This window comes from Flavobacterium sp. AC267 (assembly GCF_979258715.1).
The window spans coordinates 2,774,507-2,799,699 of record NZ_OZ409875.1 but is presented as its reverse complement, the minus strand read 5'-3'; the positions used below and the strand labels follow the sequence as shown (position 1 = coordinate 2,799,699).

Genomic DNA, 25,193 nt, shown 5'->3' with positions numbered 1-25,193 from the left:
AACAACCATGAAAAAACACAACTACAGCGCAGGACCAAGTATTTTACCTCAGGAAGTTTTTGAGAAAGCATCAAAAGCAATTTTAAATTTTAATGATTCAGGATTATCTATTCTTGAAATTTCGCACCGAAGCAAAGATTTTGTTGCAGTAATGGAAGAAGCTCGCTCCCTTGCTTTAGAATTATTAGGACTTCAAGGAAAAGGTTATCAAGCTTTATTTTTACAAGGTGGTGCAAGTACAGCATTCTTAATGGCTCCATATAATTTATTAAAAGAAAATGGAAAAGTCTGCTTATTTAGACTCAGGAACTTGGGCTACTGCGGCAATCAAAGAAGCTAAACTTTTTGGAGAAACGGTTATCGTAGGCTCTTCAAAAGACGACAATTATACACATATCCCAAAAGGTTACGAAATACCGGCTGATGCAGATTATTTTCACTGTACAAGTAACAATACCATTTTTGGAACTCAAATGAAAGATTTCCCAGCAACAAATATTCCTGTTGTATGTGATATGAGTTCTGATATTTTTTCACGCGAATTAGATTTCTCTAAATTTGATTTGATCTATGCTGGAGCTCAAAAAAATATGGGGCCTGCAGGAACTACTCTTGTTGTAGTTAAAGAAGAAATCTTAGGCAAAAACGGAAGAACAATTCCTAGTATGTTAGATTACGCTAAACACATCAAAGCAGAAAGTATGTACAATACGCCTCCTGTTTTTTCTGTTTATGTTTCTCTTTTAACTTTACAATGGATTAAAGAAAAAGGCGGTATTCTTGCTGTTGAAAAATTAAACAATGCAAAAGCTGACTTACTTTATAATGAAATTGACAGAAACCCTCTATTCAAAGGTGCTTTGCGCAATAGAAGATCGTTCTAACATGAACGTTACTTTCTTACTAAACAATCCAGATCACACAGAAACTTTTGATGCTTTATGGAAAGCGGCAAACATTTCTGGATTACCAGGACACCGTTCTGTTGGAGGTTACAGAGCTTCTATTTACAACGCTATGCCTATCGAAAGTGTTCAGGTTTTAGTTGATGTAATGAAAGCATTGGAATCTAAAGTTTAGTTTTTTTCGGTTAATCGTTAATTTGGTTGATCGTAAAATTTCCTTCAAAATATCAAAAGAAAAAAATCACAATACTTGGTTCATCGATTACACAAATAAACGATTACACAAATAAACGATTACACAAATAAACGATCAACCAAATAAACAATAAATACAATGAAAGTATTAGCAAATGATGGAATTTCTAAAAGTGGAATTCTAGCCTTAGAAAAAGGTGGATTTGAAGTTATAACTACAAAAGTAGCTCAAGAACAAGTAGCTAACTATATAAATGAAAACAACATAGACGTAATTTTAGTTCGTAGTGCAACTAAAGTTCGTAAAGATATTATCGACGCTTGTCCTGGTATCAAAATCATCGGACGTGGTGGTGTTGGTATGGATAACATTGATGTTGACTATGCTAAAAGCAAAGGAATTCATGTAATCAATACTCCTGCTTCATCTTCAGAATCTGTTGCTGAATTGGTATTTGGACACTTATTTAATGGTGTGCGTTTTTTACACGATTCTAACAGAAATATGCCTCTTGAAGGAGATACTAATTTTGACGGTTTGAAAAAAGCATATGCTAACGGAACTGAATTAAGAGGTAAAACTCTAGGTATTGTTGGTATTGGCCGTATTGGTCAAGCTACTGCAAAAATGGCTCTTGGTTTAGGAATGAAAGTTATCGGCGCAGACAGCTTCATTCCTCAGGTTGATATAAAAGTTGAATTTTTCGACGGACAATCAATTACAACTACAGTTGTTTCTCAATCTTTAGAGTCTTTATTTAAAGAAGCTGATTTCATTACATTACACGTTCCTGCTCAAAATGGTTATATCGTTGGGGAGAAAGAATTTGAAATCATGAAAGACGGAGTTGGAATTGTAAACTGTGCTCGTGGAGGTGTTATTGACGAAGTTGCTTTAGTTAAAGCTTTAGATTCAGGAAAAGTTGCTTTTGCCGGATTAGACGTTTTCGAAAGTGAACCAAAACCAGAAATGGCAATTTTAATGCACACTAAAATTTCATTGACTCCACACATTGGAGTCGCAACTGGAGAGGCACAAGATAGAATTGGTACTGAATTAGCTTCACAAATTATTTCTTTGTTGAGCTAAACAGAAAATAAAAATTACTTTAAAGGGATTTACTATGTTAAGTAGTAAATCCCTTTGTTTTTTTTTAGTAGTTTGCACGTAAATTAAACGATATGAAGATTAATAAGAAAAAAATAATACGCAGGTGGATATTTCGTTTAATCTTGCTTACATTTCTAATCGTCTTATTTTGTACCTCTGTTTTTGGAAATATATTTTCACTTGTTATCGAAAAAGCATATTTTATTCCAAAACAGTCTTCTATTTTTACATTTACCGAGACTGTACATAATAACGGCTCTAGTGATGTTTGGAGATATGGCGAAGATTTCACGAATTATTATTTCAACTTGAGTTCCTTTAATAATGATGTGCTCCTTTTTCCGAAAAAGGACATCCACACTTGTCCAGGGTTTAATCCTGAGGACGTAACTACCTGGTGCAAAGCAAAAAACTCAAAAAAGTAGCCTCACAAATTATTACTTTGTTAAGCTAGTAATAAAAAAATAGATTATCTTTAAAGGTATTTATTATAGAATTGTAGTAAATATCTTTCTTTTTTTTTATTATTTTTGGCGTATAATTTAAACTCATATATATCATGTTTGAACAATTAACCCAATTAGTACAACAATATGGAGGCGACGCTGTTGTCAACAATACCGCTGTCCCAAACGAGCACAATGAAGCTGTAATTAGCGAAACTAGCGACTCTATTTTTGAAAGCTTAAAAAAAATTGTTTCTGAAGGCGGAACCGATCAAATTGCGGGATTATTTAACGGAAATTCAACTATCGACAGTTCCAATCCTGTAGTACAGCAAATTCAACAGCAGTTAAGCGGAAATCTTGGTCAGAAATTTGGACTTAGCAGTGCAGATTCAAGTGGAGTTGCATCCAATTTAATTCCACAGATTTTGGGTTCTTTGGTTAATAAAGCAAAAGATCCTAACGATAATAGTTTTCAAATCTCAGATATCATCAATTCCATATCAGGAAACAGCGGACAAGCTTCTGGAATAATGGATACCATCTCTAAATACGGAATGCAGTTTGGCCTAGACCAAAACAACGACGGAAAAGTTGATGTTGCCGATGTTTTAGTAGTTACCAAAACAAAAGGCGGTATAGCTGGATTTATTGGAAAATTGTTTGGAAGTAAGTAAAGAAAGGTTCAAAGAGGCAAAGGTTCAAAGGAACAAAGGAACAAAGGTTCAAAGGAACAAAGGAACAAAGGTTTAAAAAAGCACTTAAAAATGTTTACATCGTAATGTAAACATTTTTTTTGTACAGCTTTGAAACTCTGCATCTTTGCACATTTGAGCCTCTGCACCTCTGCACCTCTGCACCTCTGCACCTTTGAACCTTTGAACCTTTGAACCTCTGCACCTTTGAGCCTTTGAACCTCTGCACCTTTGCACCTCTAAAAAAACCTAAATTCTGTTAAAACCCTCCTGCCTCTCGTGATTTATTTGTAAATTTAATTCATGAAAAAATGCATTTCTATATTAATTGTTTTATTTACAATAATTGCTTGTTCTACAACATCGCAAAATATTGCCAGCAATGATAATGCATCAAACAAAAAAGAAAAAGACACTGTTAGAATTGCGAATGATTCTTTAGAATACGAAGTCATAATTATTGACAATGGTTTCAATACTTGGTTAAACTCTCGTGCACTTCCTAGAAATCATTACACCTTGAGTTATCTCGAAAATAAAAACTATCAGTATGTTTTGGAATGGAACATTCGAGCCACACAACCCAATCGTTATGATCCGAATTTATACGAAATGACAATAGATTACCAGTCGCAGATTCATTATGGATATGAAGTAAATTATTTGATTTACAACTATATGATTTATTTTCAAAATACTTACAAACAAAAGCTCGCGGGATATGTCTGCAAAGATAATGTTAGTATATTTGTAATGGTTATAAATAAATAATGGACAAACTTAAAAAACGCTGGGGAATTACATCCAACCTACAAGCCATCATCATATTTATTGTTTTTGCTATCACTGGATCGGCATCTGCATGGATTTCTAGACCTTTTTGCGATTGGGTAGGAATACACAAAGAAGACTTAGGAGTTGTTTGGTTTACTTTAATCCGTCTTTTAATTATTCTTCCTGTTTATCAAGTTTTATTAGTTGCTATTGGAACCATTTTTGGGCAATTCCGCTTCTTTTGGAATTTCGAAAAGAAAATGCTTAAAAGAATGGGACTTGGATTTTTATTTAAAGAATAGTTCCTTTTTATCATTTCTCATTTAAATGAACCACAGTCCAATCTGTTCTGGTTCAGTCTTTTTATTTTAATCACTTCATTTTTTTAACAAAACTTTTTTTAATTAATTTTTTCGAGACTATTTGAATAATCCCTTTGCTTATTAAATAAAAACATCTCAAAAGTTTATGATTTAAAAAACATATTACATTTTTTTTATACTAATTTTTTAAGAAAACAGCACACAGAACAGGATGGTGCAGGATAGTTTTATTTTAAGTATTAATAATCTTTACAATAGTTATAAATAAATTTTAAAACTGATATTCAGTAGTTTAAAGTTAAATTTTCAAACTAACTATTATTACTTACTAACCAAACCACACTATTGACATGCTGAAAAATTACTTGCAACGCTCGGTAATGATGACGATTGTTTGTCTCATTGTGCCGACAACAATGATTTTTGCCCAAAATCCAATTGTAAAAATTGACTTCGATCAGTCAGGAAGACCCAAAGCAGAAGTAAACGACCCTGATTACACCGCTTGGGTAATAGCTTCTGGAAACACAAGCACTTATACAGAAAATGGAGTTACATTTACTGTAACAAGAGTTGGCAATAATGGAGATGCTTTAGGAACCAATTGGTACAAAGCAGGAATACAAGCCCCATACTACGCCAGATTAGTTAGCGACGGACTTACCGTAAAGGGAACAACCGCAAATTTAGGTGCCCAAATCGAACTTAAAATAAGCGGACTAATTACAGGGGAACATTCGTTTCTAGCCTTTTTTAATGCTGTCGACAGTCCGTCAGGAAATAATTTTAGTCCAATTGATATTTCGATTGATGGGAACTTAGTTGTAGACAATTTAATTCCATCCGTTAGAGTTGCTAAAACTGCAGACGCCAAATCAATATATCTAAAATTTCAAGCTACTACAGGAACCGATGTTGTTATTTTAATCGGCGCAGAAACTTCGGGAACAGAAAATATTAAAAATATAATGTTCAACGGTTTTGAAATTAATACGCCAAATATTTTTTATCAGGCAACAAATCCAAATCCAAAACAAAATAACGAACACGTTGAGCTAAGTTCAGGAGGCAAATTACTGCAATGGACAGCGGCGACAAATGCAGTTTCGCACAATATTTATTTTGGAACAGATCAAGCTTCAGTGAATAACGCTACTACATCTTCACCAGAATATAAAGGAAATCAAGCATTAGCCAGCACATCTTACCAAGTAAGCGGCTTATACACTGGAGCTACATATTTCTGGAGAATCGATGAAGTTCTAGCAAATGGCATTGAAAAAGGAAATGTTTGGAGATTTCGTCCAGCACAACTTGCCTTTCCTGATGCAGAAGGATATGGACGTTTTGCGAGAGGCGGTCGTGGCGGCAAAGTAGTAGCTGTAACAAATCTAAATGACAGCGGACCCGGAAGTTTCCGCGATGCCGTTACAAATGATATCGGGCCAAGAACTATTATTTTTAATACTTCTGGAATTATCCAATTACAATCTCGGCTTGTTTTAAGCCAGCCATACGTAACTGTTGCCGGACAAACTGCACCTGGAAAAGGAATCTGTATTCGATCAGCCCCTTTTGGAGTTACTGGAAACGATGCTGTCGTTCAAAATTTAAGAGTTAGACTTGGAGCAGGACCAACTTTTGACGGAATGGGATTAACCGGCGCAGACAATAGCATTATCGATCATTGCTCTATCAGCTGGACAATCGACGAATCTTTCAGCTCCAGATCTGGAAAAAATATAACATTACAAAGAACACTTATTTCTGAAGCTTTAAATGCGGCAAATCACCAAAATTATCCAGTTGGAACTGAACATGGGTATGCCGCAACAATTGGCGGAGACATAGGCAGTTTTCATCATAATTTGCTAGCACACTGCTACGGACGTAACTGGAGTCTTGGCGGCGGATTAGACGGAAGCGGTGCTTACGCAGGACGAATGGACATTACCAACAATGTCGTTTATAACTGGGGAGGAAGAACAACCGACGGCGGTACTAAAGAAGTCAATTTTGTAAACAATTATTATAAACCTGGTGCCGGGACAAAGATATTCGTTGCTTTTAATCAGCAAAATGAAGGTGTTGGAACAGGTATGCGAGCAATGTTATTTTAATGGAAATGTCATGCCTGGTTATTTTGACGAAAGCAATCAAACTGCAGGAAGAAAAGTTTCCGGAAACACTGTTCCTTATGAAAACTTTGTAAACACACCATTTTTCCCTTCGTACGTCACTACGCAATCTGCAAAAAACGCCTATAAAATGGTACTTTCAGATGTTGGGTGTACACAGCCTGAATTCGACGATCACGATCAACGCATTATTTCAGAAACTTTAAACGGAACTTATTCTGCCGTTGGAAGCGTAACTGGAAAACCTGGATTCCCTGATAACGAGTCTGATGTGGGAGGTTTCGAAATTTATCCAATTGTAAATAGAGATGCTAATTGGGATACCGACCAAGACGGACTTCCAAACTGGTGGGAAAATATAATTGGTACAAATGTAAACTCGGCACTTGGTGATTTTTCTGATTCAAATGCTGATACTGATTTAGGCGGATACACCAATTTAGACAAGTATTTACAATGGATGTCGCTTCCTCATTATGAATCTCCAGATGGAACTAAAATCGATATCAACATTCAAAAATTATCAAGAGGATTTACAAGCGGTGTTTCGTACGCAATTTCAAATGTTGTAAACGGAAATGAGGTTCTCAATAATGACAGCGTAGCATTTACACCCACAGCAAACGGATTATGCTCTTTTGAGTTTACCGTAACCGATACTGAAGGTGGTACCATGAAACGAAAAGTAAATATTATAAGCGGACAAAGCCTGACTTTAGGAACAGACGAAGTGATTAAAGAAACTAAAAACAATTCTTTTAGCGTATGGCCAATTCCAACTAACGGTTCTTTTTCAGTCTTTATTCACAATGAAGAAACAGAGATTTCTGATCTTAAAATCTATGATATATCTGGAAAAGAATTACTACAGCAAAAAATTAGAGGAAACACTGCAGAAACAATTCATTTAAATTCGAAAGGAGTTTTTCTAATTAAAGTTGTTAATCCGCAGACAAAGAAAACGCAATACATCAAAAAGATAATTGTTCAATAAACAGAAAATATTTAAAGACGGTTTTTATAAGCCGTCTTTATCTTTTTGAAAAAAGTAAGTATAAATCCAAGTCAGCGTAAAAGACGGAATAACATCTGTAAAAGGAAGTAATTCCTCTAAAAACGTTAAAACACCAGCCACTTTCCCTACTCTTCCTCTATACATTCGAGTCATAATAACACCCGCAATAGGCGCCCAAATCACATCTGAAAACTCACCTAGAAGCGGAATCGAAAATGAGATCATACCAATTCCGTCCAAAATTAAACCAATTATTAATTTTGACATTCTATTATCTTCAACAACATTTAAATCTTGCATTTTTATCGATTTTTGAAGTTCATTCGAAATTAGAAATAAACTATTAATTTCTATTATTTCTTTTTCATGTTTTATTTCCAAAATTCCCATATCAATAAACATTCCATTTTAGATTTTAGATTTTAGATTTTAGTCCCGAAGCCTCGGGATTAGATTTTAGATTTTCTAAAAAAATCACTACGCTCTTTTTTTGGAATTTGGAATTTTAAATATTGTAATTTGTTTCTACACATAATCTTCGTTTCTTTGTAAAAAGAGTTTTCTAAATGATACACGCAAAAAACCTACATAAATTCTACGATAAACTTGAAGTTTTAAAAGGAGTTGATTTACATATTAAAAAAGGCGAAATTGTTTCGATCGTTGGCGCTTCAGGAGCTGGTAAAACAACTTTGTCGCAGATTTTAGGAACCTTAGACAAACCAGATCATTACCCCGATTCTTCCTTAACCATTAATGGCAAAAATGTTCTGGAATTACAAGATCTCAAAAACAACAATTCAAAACAAGAAAAGACATTTAAAATCGTTACTTGGGCGGGATCTCTTTATATAATAATTCTGGCTGTTTATTTATTATTTTTTAGAAAAGCAGTATTTGACGACACCCTCAGAGTAGTAGTTGTTGGTATTTTATTTTTACCAATAGTTTCAATGTTAGTTTATTATCAGAGATATTTCAAAAAGAAAAGTAAGCAAGATAAAATACTATCTGATTTCAGAAATTTAAATTTAGGTTTTATATTTCAATTTCATCAGCTTTTACCGGAGTTTACAGCTCTTGAAAATGTTTGTATTCCTGCACATATAGCTGGTAAAAAAACATCAAAAACAGAAGAAGAAGCAAAAAAACTTCTGACTTATTTAGGGCTTTCACACAGAATTAATCACAAACCCAGCGAACTTTCGGGCGGAGAACAACAGCGCGTGGCCGTTGCAAGAGCGTTAATCAATAAACCTGATGTTATTTTTGCCGATGAGCCTTCTGGAAATCTAGACACACATTCTGCCGAAAATCTGCACCAATTATTTTTCCAGCTTCGAGACGAATTCGGACAGACTTTTGTTATCGTAACCCACAACGAAGAATTAGCGAATATGGCTGATAGAAAATTAGTTATGGTTGATGGCCAGATTAGTAATTAGAAGATGTTTCCTGCTGTCCGCTATACTCCCGATAAACAAAACTACGGTTAATAAACCTCGTTTTTCTAAATCTGGAGGCGACACTTCCCCAAGCGTTGTGACACTTCAATAAACAAGAACATTTTATTTCAAAATGAATAAAAAAGAACTTAAAGAATTTCTAGACGAAAAAGTCATTCAATATAATAATCAGGATTTTATAGAAAGTGATCCTGTGCAGATTCCACATCTTTTCACTCAAAAAGAAGATATCGAAATTGCTGGTTTTTTAAGCGCATCCATTGCATGGGGAAACCGAAAAATGATTATTAAAAATTCACACAAAATGATGGAATTAATGGGCAATACGCCTTATGATTTCGTCATGTCACATTCTGACGAAGATTTGGCTCGGCTTGAAACCTTTGTTCACAGAACATTCAACGGAAATGATTTTGCAGGTTTCATAAAAGGATTACAGCACATTTACAAAAACCACAATGGACTAGAAGCTGTATTTGCCAAAAATCAGCAGGAAAATAGTCTTCAAAAAAGCATTCACGAGTTTAAAAAAATATTTTTTGAAACAGATCATTTGGCAAGAACTCAAAAACACATTTCAGATCCTTTAAACAATTCGGCGACAAAAAGAATCAACATGTACCTGCGCTGGATGGTGCGTCAAGATAGCAAAGGTGTCGATTTAGGAATCTGGAAAAGCATTTCTCCATCAGCATTATCTTGTCCGCTCGACGTTCATTCGGGAAACGTTGCCCGCAAACTTGAAATTCTTTCGCGAAAGCAAAACGACGCCAAAGCTTTATTAGAATTAGACACAAAACTAAGAGAAATGGACCCGCAGGATCCTGTAAAATATGATTTTGCTTTATTTGGTTTAGGAGTTTTTGAAGGTTTTTAGCATTAAAAATAAAATATCATAGTTAAAACTAGTGTTCATTTTTGTATTGTCTGGCCGAGCGTCTAGTGACTTCGGGAGAGGCCTCGAAATGCACTTCAACTTCGGTAATAGTGGCAATCAGTACAACAATCCTGCATCTAAAATTACAAATTCAACAAAAAACCATCAATTTAACGTACATTTGCACAAAATTTAAAGCAAATGAGCACGTTCGAAAAATTTAATCTTCCAAAATCAGTACAAAAAGCAATCGACGATTTAGGGTTTGTTACGCCAACTCCTATTCAGGAAAAATCTTTTTCAGTGATTACTTCTGGGCGAGATATGATGGGAATTGCGCAAACCGGAACTGGTAAAACATTTGCTTATTTACTGCCTCTTTTAAAATTATATAAATTTACAAATACCAATACACCAAAAATTGTAGTTCTAGTTCCAACACGTGAATTAGTTGTTCAGGTTGTTGATGAAGTTGAAAAACTGACTAAATACATGTCGGTTAAAACATTAGGAATTTACGGTGGTGTAAACATTAATACACAAAAAAAAGCTGTCTATGAGGGTGTTGATATTTTAGTTGGTACTCCTGGACGAACAATGGATTTAGCTTTAGATGCTGTAGTTCGTTTTGACGAAACTCAAAAACTGGTTATTGATGAATTTGACGAAATGTTGAATTTAGGTTTCCGTACACAGTTGACAGCGCTTTTGGCTATGATGAAAACGAAACGTCAAAACATTTTGTTTTCTGCAACAATGACTGACGAAGTTGATGCAATTTTAAATGATTATTTTGATTTTCCTGAAGAAGTTACTTTGTCTGCTTCTGGAACTCCGTTAGAAAAAATTACACAGCTTACTTATAATGTTCCTAACTTCAACACGAAAGTAAATCTTCTTAAGCATTTACTGGAAACAGACGAAAGCATGGAACGCATTCTTATTTTCGTTAATAATAAAAAGATTTCAGACATGCTTCATACAAGAATTGAAGAAATGTTTGAAGGTCAATTTGGAGTTATTCACTCTAATAAATCACAAAATTATCGTCTAAGCACGATGGCAGAATTTCAAGAAGGAAATCTGCGCGGTCTTATCACGACTGATATTATGGCGAGAGGTTTGGATATTTCTAATATTTCACATGTTATTAATTTCGAACTTCCAGAATTACCAGAACTTTATATGCACAGAATTGGGCGTACCGGTCGTGCCGATGCAACGGGAACTGCTATTAGTTTTGTAACGCCTCGTGAAGTAGAATTTAAAATTGAAGCTGAGGTTTTAATGAATCAGGAACTTAAAATTGCTGATTTTCCTGAAGAAGTTGAAATTTCATCTAAATTAATCGAACCTGAAAAAGACAGACAGCCGATAAAATTCTTAATGAAAAAACAGAAACTAGATGGCGACGGTGCTTTTCATGAAAAAACTAAAAAGAATAAAAAAGTCAACCTTGGAGGTCCTTCAAAAACCAAAAAGAAAACGCATGGTTCTGTTAATAGAAATATGCTGAAAACTAGGGATAAGAAGAGAAAAGATAAGGATAAATAGGTCTCTATTAGGCGCAAAGGTTCAAAGGAACAAAGCGACAGAGTATAAAAAAGGCTCAAAAGTACAGATTATAAAACCTCTGTACCTTTGAGCCTTTGTTGCTCTGAACCTTTACAAAACTATATCTTCGTAAAAACCAATCCTACCGGCGAACACAATTCGATTCTTTTTCCTGTATCTGTGATTTTTCCTGTTGTTTTATCTCTTTTAAAAATAACTATATCATTTGTATATTGGTGTCCTACTAAAAGGTAATTTCCTGTTGGATCGATGGCGAAATCTCTTGGACCTTTTCCTAAAGTACTTTGCTGTTCTACTAATTGTAAAGCACCCGTTTTAAGAATTTTATAAACCGAAATGGAGTTCGCATCTACACGATCAGACACATACAAGAAGTTCCCGTCTGGCGAAGTTTTGATTGCTGCTTGCTCCTGTTCCGCCTGTAAATCCTTTTGGCAGAATACTGGTTTCAGCAACTACTTTTAAATTTCCAGTTTTATCGTAGCTTAAAGTGGTTAAAGTTCCGTCCAATTCCTGCACTAGGTAAACAAATTTACCATCTTTACTAAAAGTCAAATGTCTAGGGTCGCTTCCTGCTTTTACATCAACACTTCCTTTTAAAGTCAGCATTTCATTTTTAGAAGCTGGATTGTACTTATAGATAAATATCTTATCCAAACCTAAATCGTTCGACAAAACAAATTTCCTGTCTGGAGAAAAGGCAACCATGTGTACGTGCGCTTTCTCCTGACGCGCGACATTTGGTCCTTTTCCTTCATGCTGAATTATCTGCTGTACCGCAGTAATACTTCCGTCTGGTTTCTTCGTGTAAACCACAATACTTCCGCCAGAATAATTGGCGACAATTACATTTTTATAGTCATTAATTAAATGACATGGATCTGCACCCAGAGAAGGATTTGTATTTAAAAACTTTAATTTTCCTGAAGCCGAATCATATCCAAAAGCACTTACAGCACTTTGTGTTCCGTTTTCGTTTACAGCATAAACAAATTTATTATCGTTCGAAACCGAAAGATAACTCGGACTGATAACATTTTCTGAAGAATTCTTCAATTTAAAATCGCCTTTAGTCGCATCAAATTCATAAACATAAATTCCGTTGCTTTGGCAGGTATTTGTATAAGTTCCAACCAATAAGTTGAATTTACTTTGAGCTTTTACCGTGGTCAGTGATAAAGCTGAAAATAAAAATAAATATATTCTTTTCATAGTTTGTTTTTTTGAATCAGCTAAAATAAGGAATAATATCGTTTTGAAATACTTTCTTTATTACAAATGAAATTCCAAAAGTTACATTTTGTCAACATGCTTTCCGTCGCATAAGTTCATTTTACACTTTCCATCAGTAAATCTTAATTGTGAAACATTACTTATAATTTCTAAAATAAACTTATATGGTTTAAATAATTTTTAATTCGTATTTTTGACCAGCATCTTCGCGAAAAACAAAACGTAGTGAAGTAAATCGAAGCCAGAATGCATTTTAAACATCCCGAAATTCTATACTTTCTGTTTTTATTGATCGTTCCAATTTTGGTTCACTTATTTCAATTAAGACGTTTTAAAACCTCCTATTTCACGAATGTTCGATTCTTAAAAGAACTTGCCATTCAGACCCGTAAAAGTTCAAAAATAAAAAAACGCCTTTTATTAGCGACGCGTTTATTATTGCTTACCTGCATTATTTTAGCTTTTGCACAGCCTTTTTTTGAAGCCAAAGACAGCAAAAATGCTTCAAACGAAATGTATATCGTTTTGGATAATTCATTTAGTATGCAGGCAAAAGGCAAAAAGGGCGAACTGCTAAAAAGAGCTGTTCAGGAATTACTAGAAAACACGCCAGAAAACACTCAATTTTCGCTATTAACAAACACCGAAAATTTTTGGAACACCGATATTAAATCTTCTAAAAGTGCTTTACAAAACCTAAAATATAGTGCGGCATCTTTTGATCTTTCGGCAATTACAGCAAAAATAAAAGCCCACAAATCGGCTCATAAAAAAGACATTGTAATTATTACCGATGCTGTAGGTTTGAAACAAAAAGATATTGCAACTATAGATTTCGACGAAAAACCCTATTTCATTGTTCCAGAAGCAGAACAAAAAAATAACGTTTCAATTGACAGCGTTTACATCAATCAAACCTTAGAAAACTTTTATGAAATCGGAATTAATTTATCGGCTTACGGCGAAGATTTTAAACCCGTTTCTACTGCATTATACAATCAAAACAAACTGATCGCTAAGACGATTATTAATTTTGATACAAAGAAAAAGAAAATCAATTTTACGATTCCAAAAGAAGCTTTTCACGGCTATGTAACAATTGAAGACAATGGTTTGACGTATGATAACAAACTGTTTTTTAGTATTTCTAAAAACAAAAAAACAAACGTAATAAGTATTGGTGAACCAGAGAAAAGTAATTTCTTGTCTCGCATTTATACGCCGGCAGAATTTAATTATCATAATTATTCTATCAGTTCTTTAGATTACAATAGTTTAGAAAAACAGAATACGATTATTTTAAATGAATTAATTGAAATTCCGCAGGCTTTGCAGACCACTTTAAAAGCTTTTGTTTCTAAGGGCGGTAATTTGGTTGTAATTCCTGCTGAGAAAAGTTCAGTTTCTAATTTGAATACACTTCTTAGTAATTTTGGAAAAGTTCAATTCAATACTTTAGAAAACAACAGCAAATTAATCACAAAAATCAACTTTGATCATCCGCTATTTTCTGGCGTTTTTGAAAACAAAATATCTAATTTTCAATATCCAAAAGTCAACAGTTCCTTTGGTGTTTCAAGTTCCTATCCTTCCGTTCTTTCATTCGAAGATCAAACGCCTTTTGTAACTGCCGTTCAAAATCAGGTTTCAGGAATAGCGGTTTTTACAGCGCCGATTAATAGTTCCAATTCTAATTTTCAGCAGTCGCCTTTAATTGTGCCTTTATTTTATAAAATAGCCCAGAACAATCAGAAAACAGGAGTAAATGCACTGACAATAGGAAACAATCAGCCTTATTTTGTGGATGTTTTATTGACGAAAGATGCTATCTTAGAAGTGAAAGGAAATGAAGATTCTTTTATTCCCATTCAACAGATTTTAAATAATAAAGTAAAATTAACCTTTAATGATTTTCCAGAAACTGCTGGCAATTACAGTGTTTTTGACAAAAAAGAATGGGTTGAAAATATCAGTTTTAATTACAAAAGAACCGAAAGCGATTTGAGTCAGGTAAATACAAATGTAGTTTCTGATTTTAAAACTGCCGATACGATTTCAACCATTTTTAATACCTTACAAACTGAGCGAACCGACAGCCAAATTTGGAAATGGTTTGTTATCTTTGCACTGTTATTTTTAGCATTAGAAATGGCAATTATAAAATTTGTGAAGTAGCTTTTACGTTTATTTTTTAAACCAATTACTTTTTACAAAAATCATTTTACGACAAAAAATATCTACATATGAAAATAATCATCAAAAGCGCCAAAATTATTGATTCAAAAAGTCCGTTTCACAATATGACCGTTGATCTTTTAATTGCAGATGGTTTAATAGAAAAAATAGGGCCTTCACTTCCAAACGATGATGCAGAAATTGTAAGATTCGAAGATCTTCACGTTTCTCAAGGATGGTTTGACAGCAGTGTTTCGTTAGGTGAACCAGGTTACGAAGACAGAGAAACCATCGCAAACGGATTGAATGTTGCGGCAAAAAGCGGTTTTACAGCAATTGCTTTACAACCTAACTCCTTCCCTATTATTGACAATCAGTCTCAAGTAAATTTTGTAAAAAATAAAGCGAATGGTTTTGCAACAGAAATTTTTCCAATTGGAGCTTTAACAAAAGCGAGCGAAGGAAAAGATATGGCAGAACTTTACGATATGAAAAAAGCCGGCGCTGTTGCTTTTGGCGATTATAATAAAAGTATCGATAATGCCAATCTGCTAAAAATTGCTTTGCAATATGTGCAGGATTTTGACGGCTTAGTGATTGCTTATTCACAAGATCCAAATATCAAAGGAAATGGAGTTGCCAATGAGGGAATTGTTTCTACGCGTTTAGGTTTAAAAGGAATTCCGAATTTAGCCGAAGAACTGCAGATTTCGAGAAACTTATTTCTATTAGAATATACTGGCGGAAAACTTCATATCCCGACTGTTTCTACTGCAAAATCGGTTGAATTAATTAGAGAGGCAAAAGCTAAAGGTTTACATGTGACGGCGAGCGCTTCTGTACATCATTTGGTTTTAACGGATGAAAAATTAGACGGATTTGATACTCGTTTTAAAGTTACACCGCCATTGCGAACTGAAGTAGACAGACAAGCTTTATTAAACGCCATTGCAGACGGAACGATCGATATGATTACATCAGATCATAACCCGATTGATGTTGAATTCAAAAAAATGGAATTTGATACCGCTAAAAATGGAACTATTGGTTTAGAAAGTGCTTTTGGCGCATTATTAACTGTTTTACCGTTGGAAACTGTAGTTGCAAAACTAACTTCAGGAAGAAACGTCTTTGGTCTTGAAAACAATACGATTGAAGAAGGCGCAAAAGCAAATTTCACCTTGTTTACTCCAGAAGGTCATTCTGCTTTTACGAAAGAAAACATTCTTTCAAAATCAAAAAATTCTGCATTTTTAGGAACTGAAATCAAAGGTTCTGTGTATGGAATTTTAAATCAAAATCAACTTGTTACAAAATAATATAATGAATAATTCAGTCGAAGAAGGAAAACCAATCGCTATTACCAGTTACATTCTAATCATTGGTGTTTTAATCGCCATGAGCATGAATTCTGAAAACAAAAATAGTTTTGCTTCTTTTCATATACGTCAGGCATTAGGATTGTCTTTAACCTTTATTTCTTTCGGTGCTATTATTAGTAATTTCGACAGTTTTTTCATCACTTTTCCAATGTGGATCTGTATTTCAATTCTGTGGACTTTCGGAATTTTTACTGCCATTCAAGGACAAACGAGACCTATTCCGCTAGTTGGGGAATTGTTTCAAAAATGGTTTAAAAAAATTGGTTAATTTTTAAAATCCCAAGTTTTAAAAATCCAAATTCCAAAACTGGAATCTGAAATTTGGAACCTTAAAAATCTTTGTCAAAGTTTGAAACTTTGACAAAGATCAAGCTGAACACTAAAAATCTGAACACTGAACACTAAAAAAATGAATCTATCTTTAGAATATCAAATAAGAGAACCAAAAGTAATTTTAGACAAAAATCCGTTATTGCTTTTATTACACGGATACGGAAGCAATGAAGCCGATTTGTTTTCGTTTGCGTCTGAACTTCCAGATAATTATTATGTCATTTCAGCCAGAGCGCCTTACGATTTACAATACGGAAGCTACGCTTGGTACGCCATTAATTTTGATGCCGATCAGAATAAATTTTCAGATAATGAACAAGCTAAAACGTCACGCGATGCAATTGCTTCTTTTATTGACGAATTAGTTTCTAATTATCCAATTGATGCCAATAACGTTACTTTAATTGGATTTAGCCAAGGATCTATTTTAAGTTATGCAACGGCTCTTTCTTATCCAGAAAAAATTCAAAGAGTTGTGGCAATGAGCTGGCTATTTTAATGAAGAAATAATCAAAGAAGGTTTTGAGAAAAATGATTTTAAAAACCTAAAAATATTTGCTTCACATGGAACTGTAGACCAAGTTATTCCTATTGACTGGGCTAGAAAGACACCTGCAATTTTAGAAAAATTAAATATTCCGGTTACTTATAAAGAATATCCTGTTGGTCACGGCGTGGCACCGCAGAATTTCTTCGATTTTAAGAATTGGCTGAATTCATAGTTTTACAGTAATCAGTCGCAGTTTTCAGTCCGTCAAAATCTTTACAAAATGAACACAAAACTTGACAATCCAGCATTAATTTTAATTGATATTCAAAAAGGATTTCACGACACATCTTACTGGGGAAATCGAAATAATTTGGATGCAGAGCAAAAGGCTGGGGAACTTCTTGAAATTTGGAGAACAAAAAATTTACCCATTTTTCACATTCAGCATTTTTCTTCAAATCCAAGTTCAATTTTGAACGAGTCAAATCCTGGAAATGAATTTCAAGATATTGTAAAACCACTTGAGAGCGAAACTATTATAAAGAAGAATGTTAATAGTGCTTTTATCGGAACAAATTTAAAAGAGCTTCTTGATGATGCAAAAATAAATAATCTTGTGATTGTGGGCTTAACCACAGATCATTGTGTTTCTACGACCACAAGAATGGCTGGGAATTTTGGTTATACGACCTATTTGATTTCAGATGCAACGGCAACATTTAATAAAAAAGGCGTAAACGGTGAAGAATTTACCGCAGAAATCATACATCAAACAGCCTTAGCAAGTCTCAATGAAGAATTTGCCAAAGTTGTAACTTCAGATTATATTAAAAAGATTGTTTAAATACTTAATCGCAGTTTTCAATCTGCTAATTGAGACTGAAAACTGCGACTATTAGCTTTATTCTCCAGTATAAATAATCTTCCCGTCTTTTTTCAAAACATAACCTTTCCAAGGAATTAACTGCAAATCGCCTTTAACCCACGAATCCCCTTCAGATTTTCTTTCTAGAATAATCGATTCTTTTTGGGTGTCAAGAAAAAGCTCTGCTTTATTGCCGTCAAAAATTACGTAAGTTGCAGTGGTATATGTTTTTCCATCATCATAATGAGATAATCTGGTTCCTTCAAAAGTTCTAATACATTCTTTTTTGAGGGTTGACCAAGTATAACCCGCAGAAGCTTTACATCCGTGTGCATCAGCGTCTGCTCCTACTACAGTTTCTTTTTGAGGCTCTTTTGGAGCAGTATTTACATTTTCTTGAGAAACCTTTTTGGCGCAAGAAAAAGTACCTGCAATAACTAAAAACAAAAACATCTTTTTCATAATCCTATCTTATTTAAGGTCAAAAAAAATAGGATTATAAAATCCTATTTTTGATATAACCAAGTTTGATTTACTTCAAAAGTAATACTATCATCGTTATCAACAAAATATTTTAACAAGACTTCTCCCCATAATTCTCCATTGCTATAATCAGCAATGATCCATCTGTGGTTTAAAATTTTTACTTTATTGATAATAAATTTATTCGGACCAATCTGATCCTGACCCGTATACGGATTCCCTTTTGGGTTTGCGTTATAGTCTAATAATTTTTCAGTTACAACTGGAATCAGTTTTTCGTACAAAATGACTTTTCCGCCAGAAGCACTGTTATCAAAGTAATTTTGAGCATTTTCGTTGTGTTCTAACGAAAAGTAATCAGCATCGGCTAATTGAGTTTTCACTAGATTAATACTATCTCTTAATTTCTTAGTTGTTTTATCATATCTATTCTCTGCAAATTTTACTTCACTGTTGTAGAACGCATAAGTAAAAATATTCATTAAAATAGCAAGAATAAAAAGATAAAGCAGTAAGGATTTTTTCATTTTGTGGTATAATTAAATTGTAATTTCTAAATTGTCGTAAGCCAGAAAAACATTTTCCGGAAGCATTTTCTGTACTTCTTCATGAAAACCTAAAACGTGGCTGATATGCGTTAAATAAGCCTTTTCCGGCTTAACGAGATTAATAAAATCAAGCGCTTCCTGAAGATTAAAATGAGTGTTGTGAGGCTCAACTCGTAAGGCATTTACAACCAAAACTTTTAAACCTTTCAGTTTATCAATTTCGGCTTGTTCGATAGTTTTTACATCTGTTAAATAGGCAAAATCGTCTACTCTATACCCAAAAACCTGTAAATCGCCGTGCATAGCGCTAATTGGAATTGCCGTTTTATCTCCAACCGCAAATGGAGCATTATTTTTTACCTCGATAGTTTTTACACTTGGAGCTCCTGGATATTTGTTTACGGTTTCGAAAACATAATCGAAACGACGTCTTAGATTGTCCAAAACACGCTGATGTCCATAAATAGGAATTTCTCCCTGCCTAAAATTAAAAGGACGAATATCATCTAAACCTGCAGTGTGATCTGCATGTTCGTGCGTAAATAAAATGGCATCTAGTTTTGTGCATCCGCAAGAAAGCATCTGCTGTCTAAAATCGGGGTAGCAATCGATAACATAAGAATGTTCGTCCCATGTAATCCAAATGGATACACGAAGCCTTTTGTCCTTAGCATCAGTGCTTTTACAAACTGGATGATCGATCCCGATAATCGGAATACCTTGAGAAGTACCTGTACCTAAAAAATAAACCTTCAATTGAACTTAATTTTTTTACAAAAATAGGATTATTTCTCTTTCATTAGAAGCCTAATTTGCTAACTTTGTAACAAATCTATTTAAAATAAAATGGGTACAGAAATAAAACTCAAGGGTGACAAGGTCATCGAACAGATTCCTTCTATAAAAGACAAAGCTTTACGCATTAATTTAAACGAGAATATTTACGGAACGTTTGCTGAAATTGGCGCTGGACAAGAGACTGTTAGGCACTTTTTTAGATCTGGAGGTTCATCGGGAACAATTGCAAAAGCAATGTCTGCCTATGATAAAGATTTTAGTGATGCGGTTTATGGAGTGGAAAGCGATGGAAGATATGTTACCGAAGAGCGTTTAAAAAAAATGCTGACTCACGAAGGTCAGATCATCGAAGAGCGTTTAAGCAGAGAGAAACATCCAACAAAACTTTTCTTTAGTTATGCTAACACTGTAGCCACAATAGATTTTGCCAAACAATTTAAAGGTCACGGCTGGGTTGGAATTCGATACCAAATTGAACCAGACGAAGCTTATAACGAAATTATCCTGCACATTCGTTTTAAAGAAACTGACGCCAGACTACAACAGGAAACACTTGGAATTTTAGGTGTAAACTTAATTTACGGTGCTTTTTACAAATACAATGACCCAAAAAGATTACTTCGTTATTTATACGATCACTTAGATAAAGACCAATTAGAGATTGATACAATCAACTTTTCTGGACCTCGTTTTGCCGATGTTGATAATCGTTTGATGAGTTTGCAATTGGTTAAAAACGGAATGACAGATGCCGTAATGTTTAATCCAGAAGGAAAAAACATTTTGCCAGTCGCGATTTTATACAAAAAGAACCTTTTAGCCTTAAGGGGAAGTTTCCGTCCGGTTACGAAAGTAAATATGGATATGTATGAGAAATCATTAAAAATGTTTCTCGAGGAAAATAAAGTTGAAAAAAATAATACGCTTGTTGTTTTTGAAATTACACTTTCGAATTTACGTTCGGATGGTGAAATTGACGAACGCGACTTTATGGACAGAGCCGAATTACTTTGTTCGCTAGGTCAAACTGTTATGATTTCAAATTTCCAGGAATATTATAAAGTGGTTGAATATTTTGCAAATTATACCAAAGCCCGTATGGGATTGGCAATGGGCGTAAATAACCTTGTTGATATTTTTGATGAGAAATACTACCGTCATTTAAGTGGTGGGATTCTTGAAGCATTTGGAAAATTATTCTACCGCGATATGAAGGTTTTCTTATATCCAATGCTTGATGAAGATGGTACTTTAATGGATTCTAACAACTTAAAAGTTCACCCAAGAATGAAGGAATTGTACAAATTCTTTAAATTCAACGGAAAAGTAGTTGATATTGCAGATTACGATCCGAATAACTTGGAAGTTTTCTCTCGTGAAGTATTAAAAATGATTAATCAAGGTAAACCTGGCTGGGAACCAATGCTTCCTCCTGGAATTCCAGAAATCATTAAGGAACATCATCTTTTTGGATACCATCCACAGAAAGAATTAGAACAAAATACATAATCAAAAAGTCCCGATTTTTTCGGGACTTTTTATTATTTGTCAGTCTCAGTTTTGAGTCTCAGTTCCAACTTTGTCAGATTGAGCGGAGTCGAAACCACATTGCAGATTTACGCTCTTCTTTCTAGTTTTGGATTGAGTAAAATTTTACCGCAAAGCACACTAAGGTTTTTTGCTAAACGAGGTTTTATAAAAACACAAAGTTCGCAAAGACTTTAAAGCGTATCAGATGCAAATATCAGTCACTATGTAAAAATTAGGCAGTCTCACTACGAAGAAATCTATATTTTTCATTCATCATATTAAAACATAGCCTGTGGTTTCAACCACAGACTATGTTTTAATATATATTGCGCCCCTGTTGAAAACAAAGGCTATTTTTGATAAAGACCCTGTGGTTGAAACCACAGACTATGTTTGATTAAACTTTGCGAACTTTGCTCAATATTACACCAAGTATATATAAAAACTTAGCGTGCTTTGCGGTAAAATTCTAAGTCAAGTTTACAACATGAAACCTTGAAACCTGAAACAAAAAATTTACTTCAAAATCTGCGAAGCGTGTTCTTTTGTTTTTACTTTTTCGATTACTTCCTCGATAATTCCTTTTTCATCGATTACAAAAGTTGTTCTATGGATTCCGTCGTATTCTTTACCCATAAATTTCTTTGGTCCCCAAACTCCAAATGCATTGATAACCGATTTATCTTCATCGGCAATTAATGGAAAAGGAAATTCGTATTTATCTTTAAATTTCAATTGCGCTTTTTGACTGTCGGCACTTACACCTAAAAGCTCATAATTATTGGCTTTAAAGCGTTCAAAATTATCTCTTAAATCGCAAGCCTCTGCTGTACAGCCTGGTGTACTTGCTTTTGGATAAAAGAAAACTACTAATTTTTTTCCAGCATAATCTGCTAGTTTATGTGCTTTTCCATCTTGATCTACCCCTGAAAAGTTTGGCGCTTTATCGCCTGCTTTTAATGTTGTCATATATTTTATTTTTGATTTTAGATTGTTGATTTTAGAGTTTTAGATATAAGATGCAAGATATTAGAAGCAAGATTATAGCTTTACTCTTCACTCTTTACTCTTCACTCTTTACTCTTCACTCTTTACTCTTCACTCTTTACTCTTTTTCTCATGCCCCAGATTGAAGTGAAAACCCCGCAGTTGTGGTAGTTTACATTTTTAGGATTAAGAAAGCGACCAAAGGAAGCTCTTGTTAATCCTAAAAAATGTTACTAACACAGCGAGGAGTTGAAACGGAAAGCTGGATTAGGCACATCATTAAAATTATACTATTTTTACGGGATTAAAATTACGGAAATGAATAAAAAAGCTCGCGTACAATTTGTTATAAATACGTTAAAAGAACTCTACCCTACTATACCTATTCCGCTTGATCACAAAGACCCTTACACACTTTTGATAGCGGTTTTACTGTCTGCTCAATGCACAGATGTACGTGTAAATCAGATCACTCCGTTATTATTTGCAAAAGCTGATAATCCGTATGATATGGTTAAAATGTCTGTGGAAGAAATTAAGGAAATTATTCGTCCGTGTGGTTTATCGCCAATGAAGTCGAAAGGAATTCATGGTTTATCGGAAATTTTGATTGAAAAATATAACGGAGAAGTACCGCAGAGTTTTGAAGCACTTGAAGCTTTGCCGGCTGTTGGTCATAAAACAGCAAGTGTGGTAATGTCTCAGGCGTTTGGAGTTCCCGCTTTTCCAGTTGACACACACATTCACAGATTAATGTACCGATGGAATTTATCAAATGGAAAAAATGTTGCTCAGACTGAAAAAGATGCTAAAAGATTATTTCCGAGAGAATTGTGGAATGATTTACATCTTCAAATTATTTGGTACGGACGTGAATATTCGCCTGCAAGAGGCTGGAGTTTAGAAAAGGATATTATTACAAAAACGGTTGGAAAGAAATCTATTATTGAAGAAATGGAAAAAACGCCGGTGTCATTAAAAAAACAAGGCACAAAGATTTAAACCTTTGTGCCTGCGCATATTTTTCTAGTTCGTCTAATTTTATAATATTACATTTTTGCTTTTAAGGCATTATATTCTGCTGTCATATCCAGAGAGCGATAAACACCTAATAATATTTTTGCGAGCATCTTGATTTTTAGGTTCAAGTGTAAGCGCCTTTTGTAAATACGGAATAGCACTTCTTGTTAAATCGTCTTTTCTAGCATTTAATTTATCGTATTTCTGCATTTCTGCGGCGCTGGTTCCTAATGATGAAATTTCATCTGCCAAATCTTTTTTCATCTGTAACTTCAAGTAAGCCAGATTGATATAAGCCTCAGTATTATTAGGATCTAATTCTAAAACATAATTATATGTTGTTTCCGATTTTGGATAATCCTTTTTCTCCAGATAAGAATACGCTAAATTAGTATTGACTTCTATTTGTTTAGAAGGAATCGATTCTGTTCTTGGTTTCTCATACAATCCCTGCTGAATAGCTGATTCTCTAGCTTTTGGAGAAATAAAAGCATCCTCTTCTTTTGTTTTCTTATTCGTTGCATAATACATAACTCCTTTTCCAGAAAAATTAATCTTTTTTAGGAGTTCGTAATAAGTAACTGCGAGCATTATAATCTTTTGCATTTAATGCTGAGGAAGCGGCGTTAAATAAGTTAAGCGTATCCTTCTTATCGAACAAATACACTTTATAACTTTTTTCTGAGCTTTCTTTGAATTTTTCAGCTTTGAAATCGGCGTACGCGCCGTTTACAAGACTGGCTTTCATATCTTTTAAAGCCATATTTGCCTTAACGGTAGATTTGAATTTACCTGATTCGTTCTCGTATAAAAACACATCTTGATAGGCCTGTGATGCTAATGTAAAATTATTAGCCGCATCAATATTTTTTACAGCTAAATCTTTTAAAACATTTCCTTTTAAGAAGTAAAAATCAGATTTGTCTTCATCTGGAGCATTCAGAATAAGGTATTCTGTTTTGGATAAAATTGCTAAAGATTCTTCGCTTCTTCCTTTATCGTACAAAGACTGCGCTTCCTTAATTTTATCTTTTTGGGCAAATGCACCAATCGTTACCATAAACAGACATGATAACATTGTTATTTTCTCTTTCATTTTGCGGTTAAGTTTTGGTTGGTTAAATGATTTTCTTGTTTATTATGAGGCGTAGTTCCGTAGATAATTAAACTGATTTAAATTATCTCCATTGACTACTTTAGCAGTTAAAAATATTTTCTGGTCCAAATATTTTTCTGCACTAAAATCAAATGAGCATTAACTTAACAAAATAAAGCAGGGTAGTTTTTCTTCATAAACAATTTAGTTTTGGGTTAAGTATTTAATTATTAATTCATTATTATTTTCGATTACAATTTCAAACAAATATCTCTCTAAGAAAAATTCGTCCTAAAAGCATTTTTAATGAATAAAAAATTACTTTTTAACTAAAATAAAATTAAAAACTAAATAAACACACAAAATCCAATCAAAATATTAAATTTTAACAAAACTTACGAGAAAATGATATAAAAAACTTATAAAAAATTAAGCGCTAAAAAATATCAAACATTAAAAGACAAACGGATATTTTTTGGCATAAAAAAACTCACTATCTGTAAGTACATACAAATAGTGAGCATTTAAACCAAAACGACCATTTGGTTTTTATTTTCATAAACATCCGACAGGAGCGACGGGGTGTTTAGTTAGCTATAATCTCAAAACTTTTTTCTTCAATCTTAACCACAGTTAAGGCTTGAGAATAATTTAATAAGAAAGAAACAATTTCTTTATTTGGTTTTAGATTTTTAGAAGCTAATGCTTTTTTTGAGTAAATTTTCGCCATATT

The 25,193-nt window shown here is 33.8% G+C and carries 24 protein-coding genes and 4 pseudogenes; 18 read left to right on the top strand and 10 right to left on the bottom strand.

Features of this window, described 5'->3' with window-relative positions; all coding sequences use genetic code 11:
- Nucleotides 1-7 precede the first annotated feature (7 nt).
- The 7 genes and pseudogenes from serC to ACZZ95_RS14625 all read left to right on the top strand — a co-directional run bounded on the left by serC (nucleotide 8) and on the right by ACZZ95_RS14625 (nucleotide 7,581).
- Nucleotides 8-1,080: pseudogene (gene serC, locus ACZZ95_RS14655) on the top strand (3-phosphoserine/phosphohydroxythreonine transaminase).
- Nucleotides 1,081-1,239: 159 nt separating this feature from the next.
- A complete protein-coding gene (locus ACZZ95_RS14650) occupies nucleotides 1,240-2,190 on the top strand; it encodes a D-2-hydroxyacid dehydrogenase (RefSeq protein ID WP_463469609.1) in 951 nt (316 codons plus the stop codon).
- A 580-nt stretch (nucleotides 2,191-2,770) separates the two neighbouring features.
- Nucleotides 2,771-3,334, top strand: coding sequence for a DUF937 domain-containing protein (locus tag ACZZ95_RS14645; protein WP_463469607.1), 564 nt, complete (start codon nucleotides 2,771-2,773; stop codon nucleotides 3,332-3,334).
- Between the two features lie 321 nt (nucleotides 3,335-3,655).
- A complete protein-coding gene (locus ACZZ95_RS14640) occupies nucleotides 3,656-4,123 on the top strand; it encodes a DUF6146 family protein (RefSeq protein ID WP_463469606.1) in 468 nt (155 codons plus the stop codon).
- Nucleotides 4,123-4,428 carry a DUF6787 family protein gene (locus ACZZ95_RS14635; RefSeq protein ID WP_463469605.1) on the top strand — a complete coding sequence of 102 codons (306 nt, stop codon included), beginning with the start codon at nucleotides 4,123-4,125 and terminating at the stop codon, nucleotides 4,426-4,428. Before ACZZ95_RS14640 ends, ACZZ95_RS14635 begins: the two co-directional genes overlap by 1 nt.
- A gap of 371 nt (nucleotides 4,429-4,799) precedes the next feature.
- Nucleotides 4,800-6,569, top strand: coding sequence for a hypothetical protein (locus ACZZ95_RS14630; protein ID WP_463469604.1), 1,770 nt, complete (start codon nucleotides 4,800-4,802; stop codon nucleotides 6,567-6,569).
- A complete protein-coding gene (locus ACZZ95_RS14625; RefSeq protein ID WP_463469603.1) occupies nucleotides 6,538-7,581 on the top strand; it encodes a T9SS type A sorting domain-containing protein in 1,044 nt (347 codons plus the stop codon). The genes ACZZ95_RS14630 and ACZZ95_RS14625 overlap by 32 nt, the downstream gene beginning before the upstream one ends.
- 24 nt (nucleotides 7,582-7,605) lie before the next feature.
- Here ACZZ95_RS14625 and ACZZ95_RS14620 read toward each other — a convergent pair whose 3' ends face one another.
- Nucleotides 7,606-7,902: a hypothetical protein gene (locus ACZZ95_RS14620; protein WP_463471683.1), complete on the bottom strand. Its 297-nt coding sequence runs from the start codon at nucleotides 7,900-7,902 to the stop codon at nucleotides 7,606-7,608.
- A 266-nt stretch (nucleotides 7,903-8,168) separates the two neighbouring features.
- Here ACZZ95_RS14620 and ACZZ95_RS14615 point away from each other — a divergent pair.
- The 4 genes and pseudogenes from ACZZ95_RS14615 to ACZZ95_RS14600 all read left to right on the top strand — a co-directional run.
- Nucleotides 8,169-8,381 (top strand): annotated as a pseudogene (locus tag ACZZ95_RS14615) (ATP-binding cassette domain-containing protein); the annotation flags it as partial.
- 216 nt (nucleotides 8,382-8,597) lie between these two features.
- Nucleotides 8,598-9,047 (top strand): annotated as a pseudogene (locus ACZZ95_RS14610) (ABC transporter ATP-binding protein); the annotation flags it as partial.
- 133 nt (nucleotides 9,048-9,180) lie between these two features.
- Nucleotides 9,181-9,945 carry a TIGR02757 family protein gene (locus tag ACZZ95_RS14605; protein WP_463469601.1) on the top strand — a complete coding sequence of 255 codons (765 nt, stop codon included), beginning with the start codon at nucleotides 9,181-9,183 and terminating at the stop codon, nucleotides 9,943-9,945.
- 201 nt (nucleotides 9,946-10,146) lie between these two features.
- Nucleotides 10,147-11,499 (top strand): DEAD/DEAH box helicase, encoded by a 1,353-nt coding sequence (locus ACZZ95_RS14600; RefSeq protein ID WP_095953238.1) that lies wholly within the window; start codon nucleotides 10,147-10,149, stop codon nucleotides 11,497-11,499.
- A 119-nt stretch (nucleotides 11,500-11,618) separates the two neighbouring features.
- On the opposite strand, the gene ACZZ95_RS14595 is transcribed toward ACZZ95_RS14600, so the two are convergent.
- Nucleotides 11,619-11,891 carry a lactonase family protein gene (locus ACZZ95_RS14595; RefSeq protein WP_463469600.1) on the bottom strand — a complete coding sequence of 91 codons (273 nt, stop codon included), beginning with the start codon at nucleotides 11,889-11,891 and terminating at the stop codon, nucleotides 11,619-11,621.
- Entirely contained in the window at nucleotides 11,878-12,732 is an 855-nt protein-coding gene (locus tag ACZZ95_RS14590; protein WP_463469599.1) for a lactonase family protein, read from the bottom strand. The genes ACZZ95_RS14595 and ACZZ95_RS14590 overlap by 14 nt, the downstream gene beginning before the upstream one ends.
- 267 nt (nucleotides 12,733-12,999) lie before the next feature.
- Here ACZZ95_RS14590 and ACZZ95_RS14585 point away from each other — a divergent pair, with 267 nt between their 5' ends.
- The 5 genes and pseudogenes from ACZZ95_RS14585 to ACZZ95_RS14565 all read left to right on the top strand — a co-directional run bounded on the left by ACZZ95_RS14585 (nucleotide 13,000) and on the right by ACZZ95_RS14565 (nucleotide 17,977).
- On the top strand, nucleotides 13,000-14,928 hold the full coding sequence (locus tag ACZZ95_RS14585) for a BatA domain-containing protein (protein ID WP_463469598.1): 1,929 nt from the start codon (nucleotides 13,000-13,002) through the stop codon (nucleotides 14,926-14,928).
- 68 nt (nucleotides 14,929-14,996) lie between these two features.
- Entirely contained in the window at nucleotides 14,997-16,247 is a 1,251-nt protein-coding gene (locus ACZZ95_RS14580) for a dihydroorotase (RefSeq protein WP_463469597.1), read from the top strand.
- Nucleotides 16,248-16,251: 4 nt separating this feature from the next.
- The gene (locus tag ACZZ95_RS14575; RefSeq protein ID WP_463469596.1) at nucleotides 16,252-16,578 is read left to right on the top strand and encodes a hypothetical protein; all 327 of its coding nucleotides are present in this window, start codon (nucleotides 16,252-16,254) and stop codon (nucleotides 16,576-16,578) included.
- Nucleotides 16,579-16,719: 141 nt separating this feature from the next.
- A pseudogene (locus ACZZ95_RS14570) lies at nucleotides 16,720-17,365 on the top strand (alpha/beta hydrolase).
- Between the two features lie 48 nt (nucleotides 17,366-17,413).
- Nucleotides 17,414-17,977: a cysteine hydrolase family protein gene (locus ACZZ95_RS14565; RefSeq protein WP_463469595.1), complete on the top strand. Its 564-nt coding sequence runs from the start codon at nucleotides 17,414-17,416 to the stop codon at nucleotides 17,975-17,977.
- Nucleotides 17,978-18,034: 57 nt separating this feature from the next.
- Here ACZZ95_RS14565 and ACZZ95_RS14560 read toward each other — a convergent pair whose 3' ends face one another.
- Genes ACZZ95_RS14560 through ACZZ95_RS14550 form a run of 3 tightly spaced genes read right to left on the bottom strand, consistent with a single transcriptional unit; the run spans nucleotide 18,035 to nucleotide 19,785 of the window.
- Nucleotides 18,035-18,460, bottom strand: coding sequence for a hypothetical protein (locus ACZZ95_RS14560; protein ID WP_463469594.1), 426 nt, complete (start codon nucleotides 18,458-18,460; stop codon nucleotides 18,035-18,037).
- 44 nt (nucleotides 18,461-18,504) lie between these two features.
- Entirely contained in the window at nucleotides 18,505-19,008 is a 504-nt protein-coding gene (locus tag ACZZ95_RS14555) for a hypothetical protein (protein WP_095953231.1), read from the bottom strand.
- A gap of 12 nt (nucleotides 19,009-19,020) precedes the next feature.
- Nucleotides 19,021-19,785: an MBL fold metallo-hydrolase gene (locus ACZZ95_RS14550; protein ID WP_463469593.1), complete on the bottom strand. Its 765-nt coding sequence runs from the start codon at nucleotides 19,783-19,785 to the stop codon at nucleotides 19,021-19,023.
- Nucleotides 19,786-19,875: 90 nt separating this feature from the next.
- Here ACZZ95_RS14550 and ACZZ95_RS14545 point away from each other — a divergent pair, with 90 nt between their 5' ends.
- Complete coding sequence (locus tag ACZZ95_RS14545) at nucleotides 19,876-21,336, top strand: TonB-dependent receptor (protein ID WP_463469592.1); 1,461 nt, start codon at nucleotides 19,876-19,878, stop codon at nucleotides 21,334-21,336.
- 537 nt (nucleotides 21,337-21,873) lie between these two features.
- Here ACZZ95_RS14545 and bcp read toward each other — a convergent pair.
- Complete coding sequence (bcp, locus tag ACZZ95_RS14540; protein ID WP_095953228.1) at nucleotides 21,874-22,326, bottom strand: thioredoxin-dependent thiol peroxidase; 453 nt, start codon at nucleotides 22,324-22,326, stop codon at nucleotides 21,874-21,876.
- 336 nt (nucleotides 22,327-22,662) lie between these two features.
- On the opposite strand from bcp, the gene ACZZ95_RS14535 reads away from it, so the two are divergent.
- On the top strand, nucleotides 22,663-23,346 hold the full coding sequence (locus ACZZ95_RS14535) for an endonuclease III domain-containing protein (protein ID WP_463469591.1): 684 nt from the start codon (nucleotides 22,663-22,665) through the stop codon (nucleotides 23,344-23,346).
- Nucleotides 23,347-23,415: 69 nt separating this feature from the next.
- Here the strand turns inward: ACZZ95_RS14535 and ACZZ95_RS14530 are convergent, their stop codons facing one another.
- From ACZZ95_RS14530 to ACZZ95_RS14520, 3 genes are all read right to left on the bottom strand, one after another.
- Entirely contained in the window at nucleotides 23,416-23,955 is a 540-nt protein-coding gene (locus tag ACZZ95_RS14530; RefSeq protein WP_463469590.1) for a hypothetical protein, read from the bottom strand.
- Nucleotides 23,915-24,460, bottom strand: a complete 546-nt coding sequence (locus tag ACZZ95_RS14525; RefSeq protein WP_463469589.1) for a hypothetical protein — start codon at nucleotides 24,458-24,460, stop codon at nucleotides 23,915-23,917. The genes ACZZ95_RS14530 and ACZZ95_RS14525 overlap by 41 nt, the downstream gene beginning before the upstream one ends.
- A 586-nt stretch (nucleotides 24,461-25,046) precedes the next feature.
- Nucleotides 25,047-25,190 (bottom strand): hypothetical protein, encoded by a 144-nt coding sequence (locus tag ACZZ95_RS14520; RefSeq protein WP_463469588.1) that lies wholly within the window; start codon nucleotides 25,188-25,190, stop codon nucleotides 25,047-25,049.
- Nucleotides 25,191-25,193: the final 3 nt, after the last annotated feature.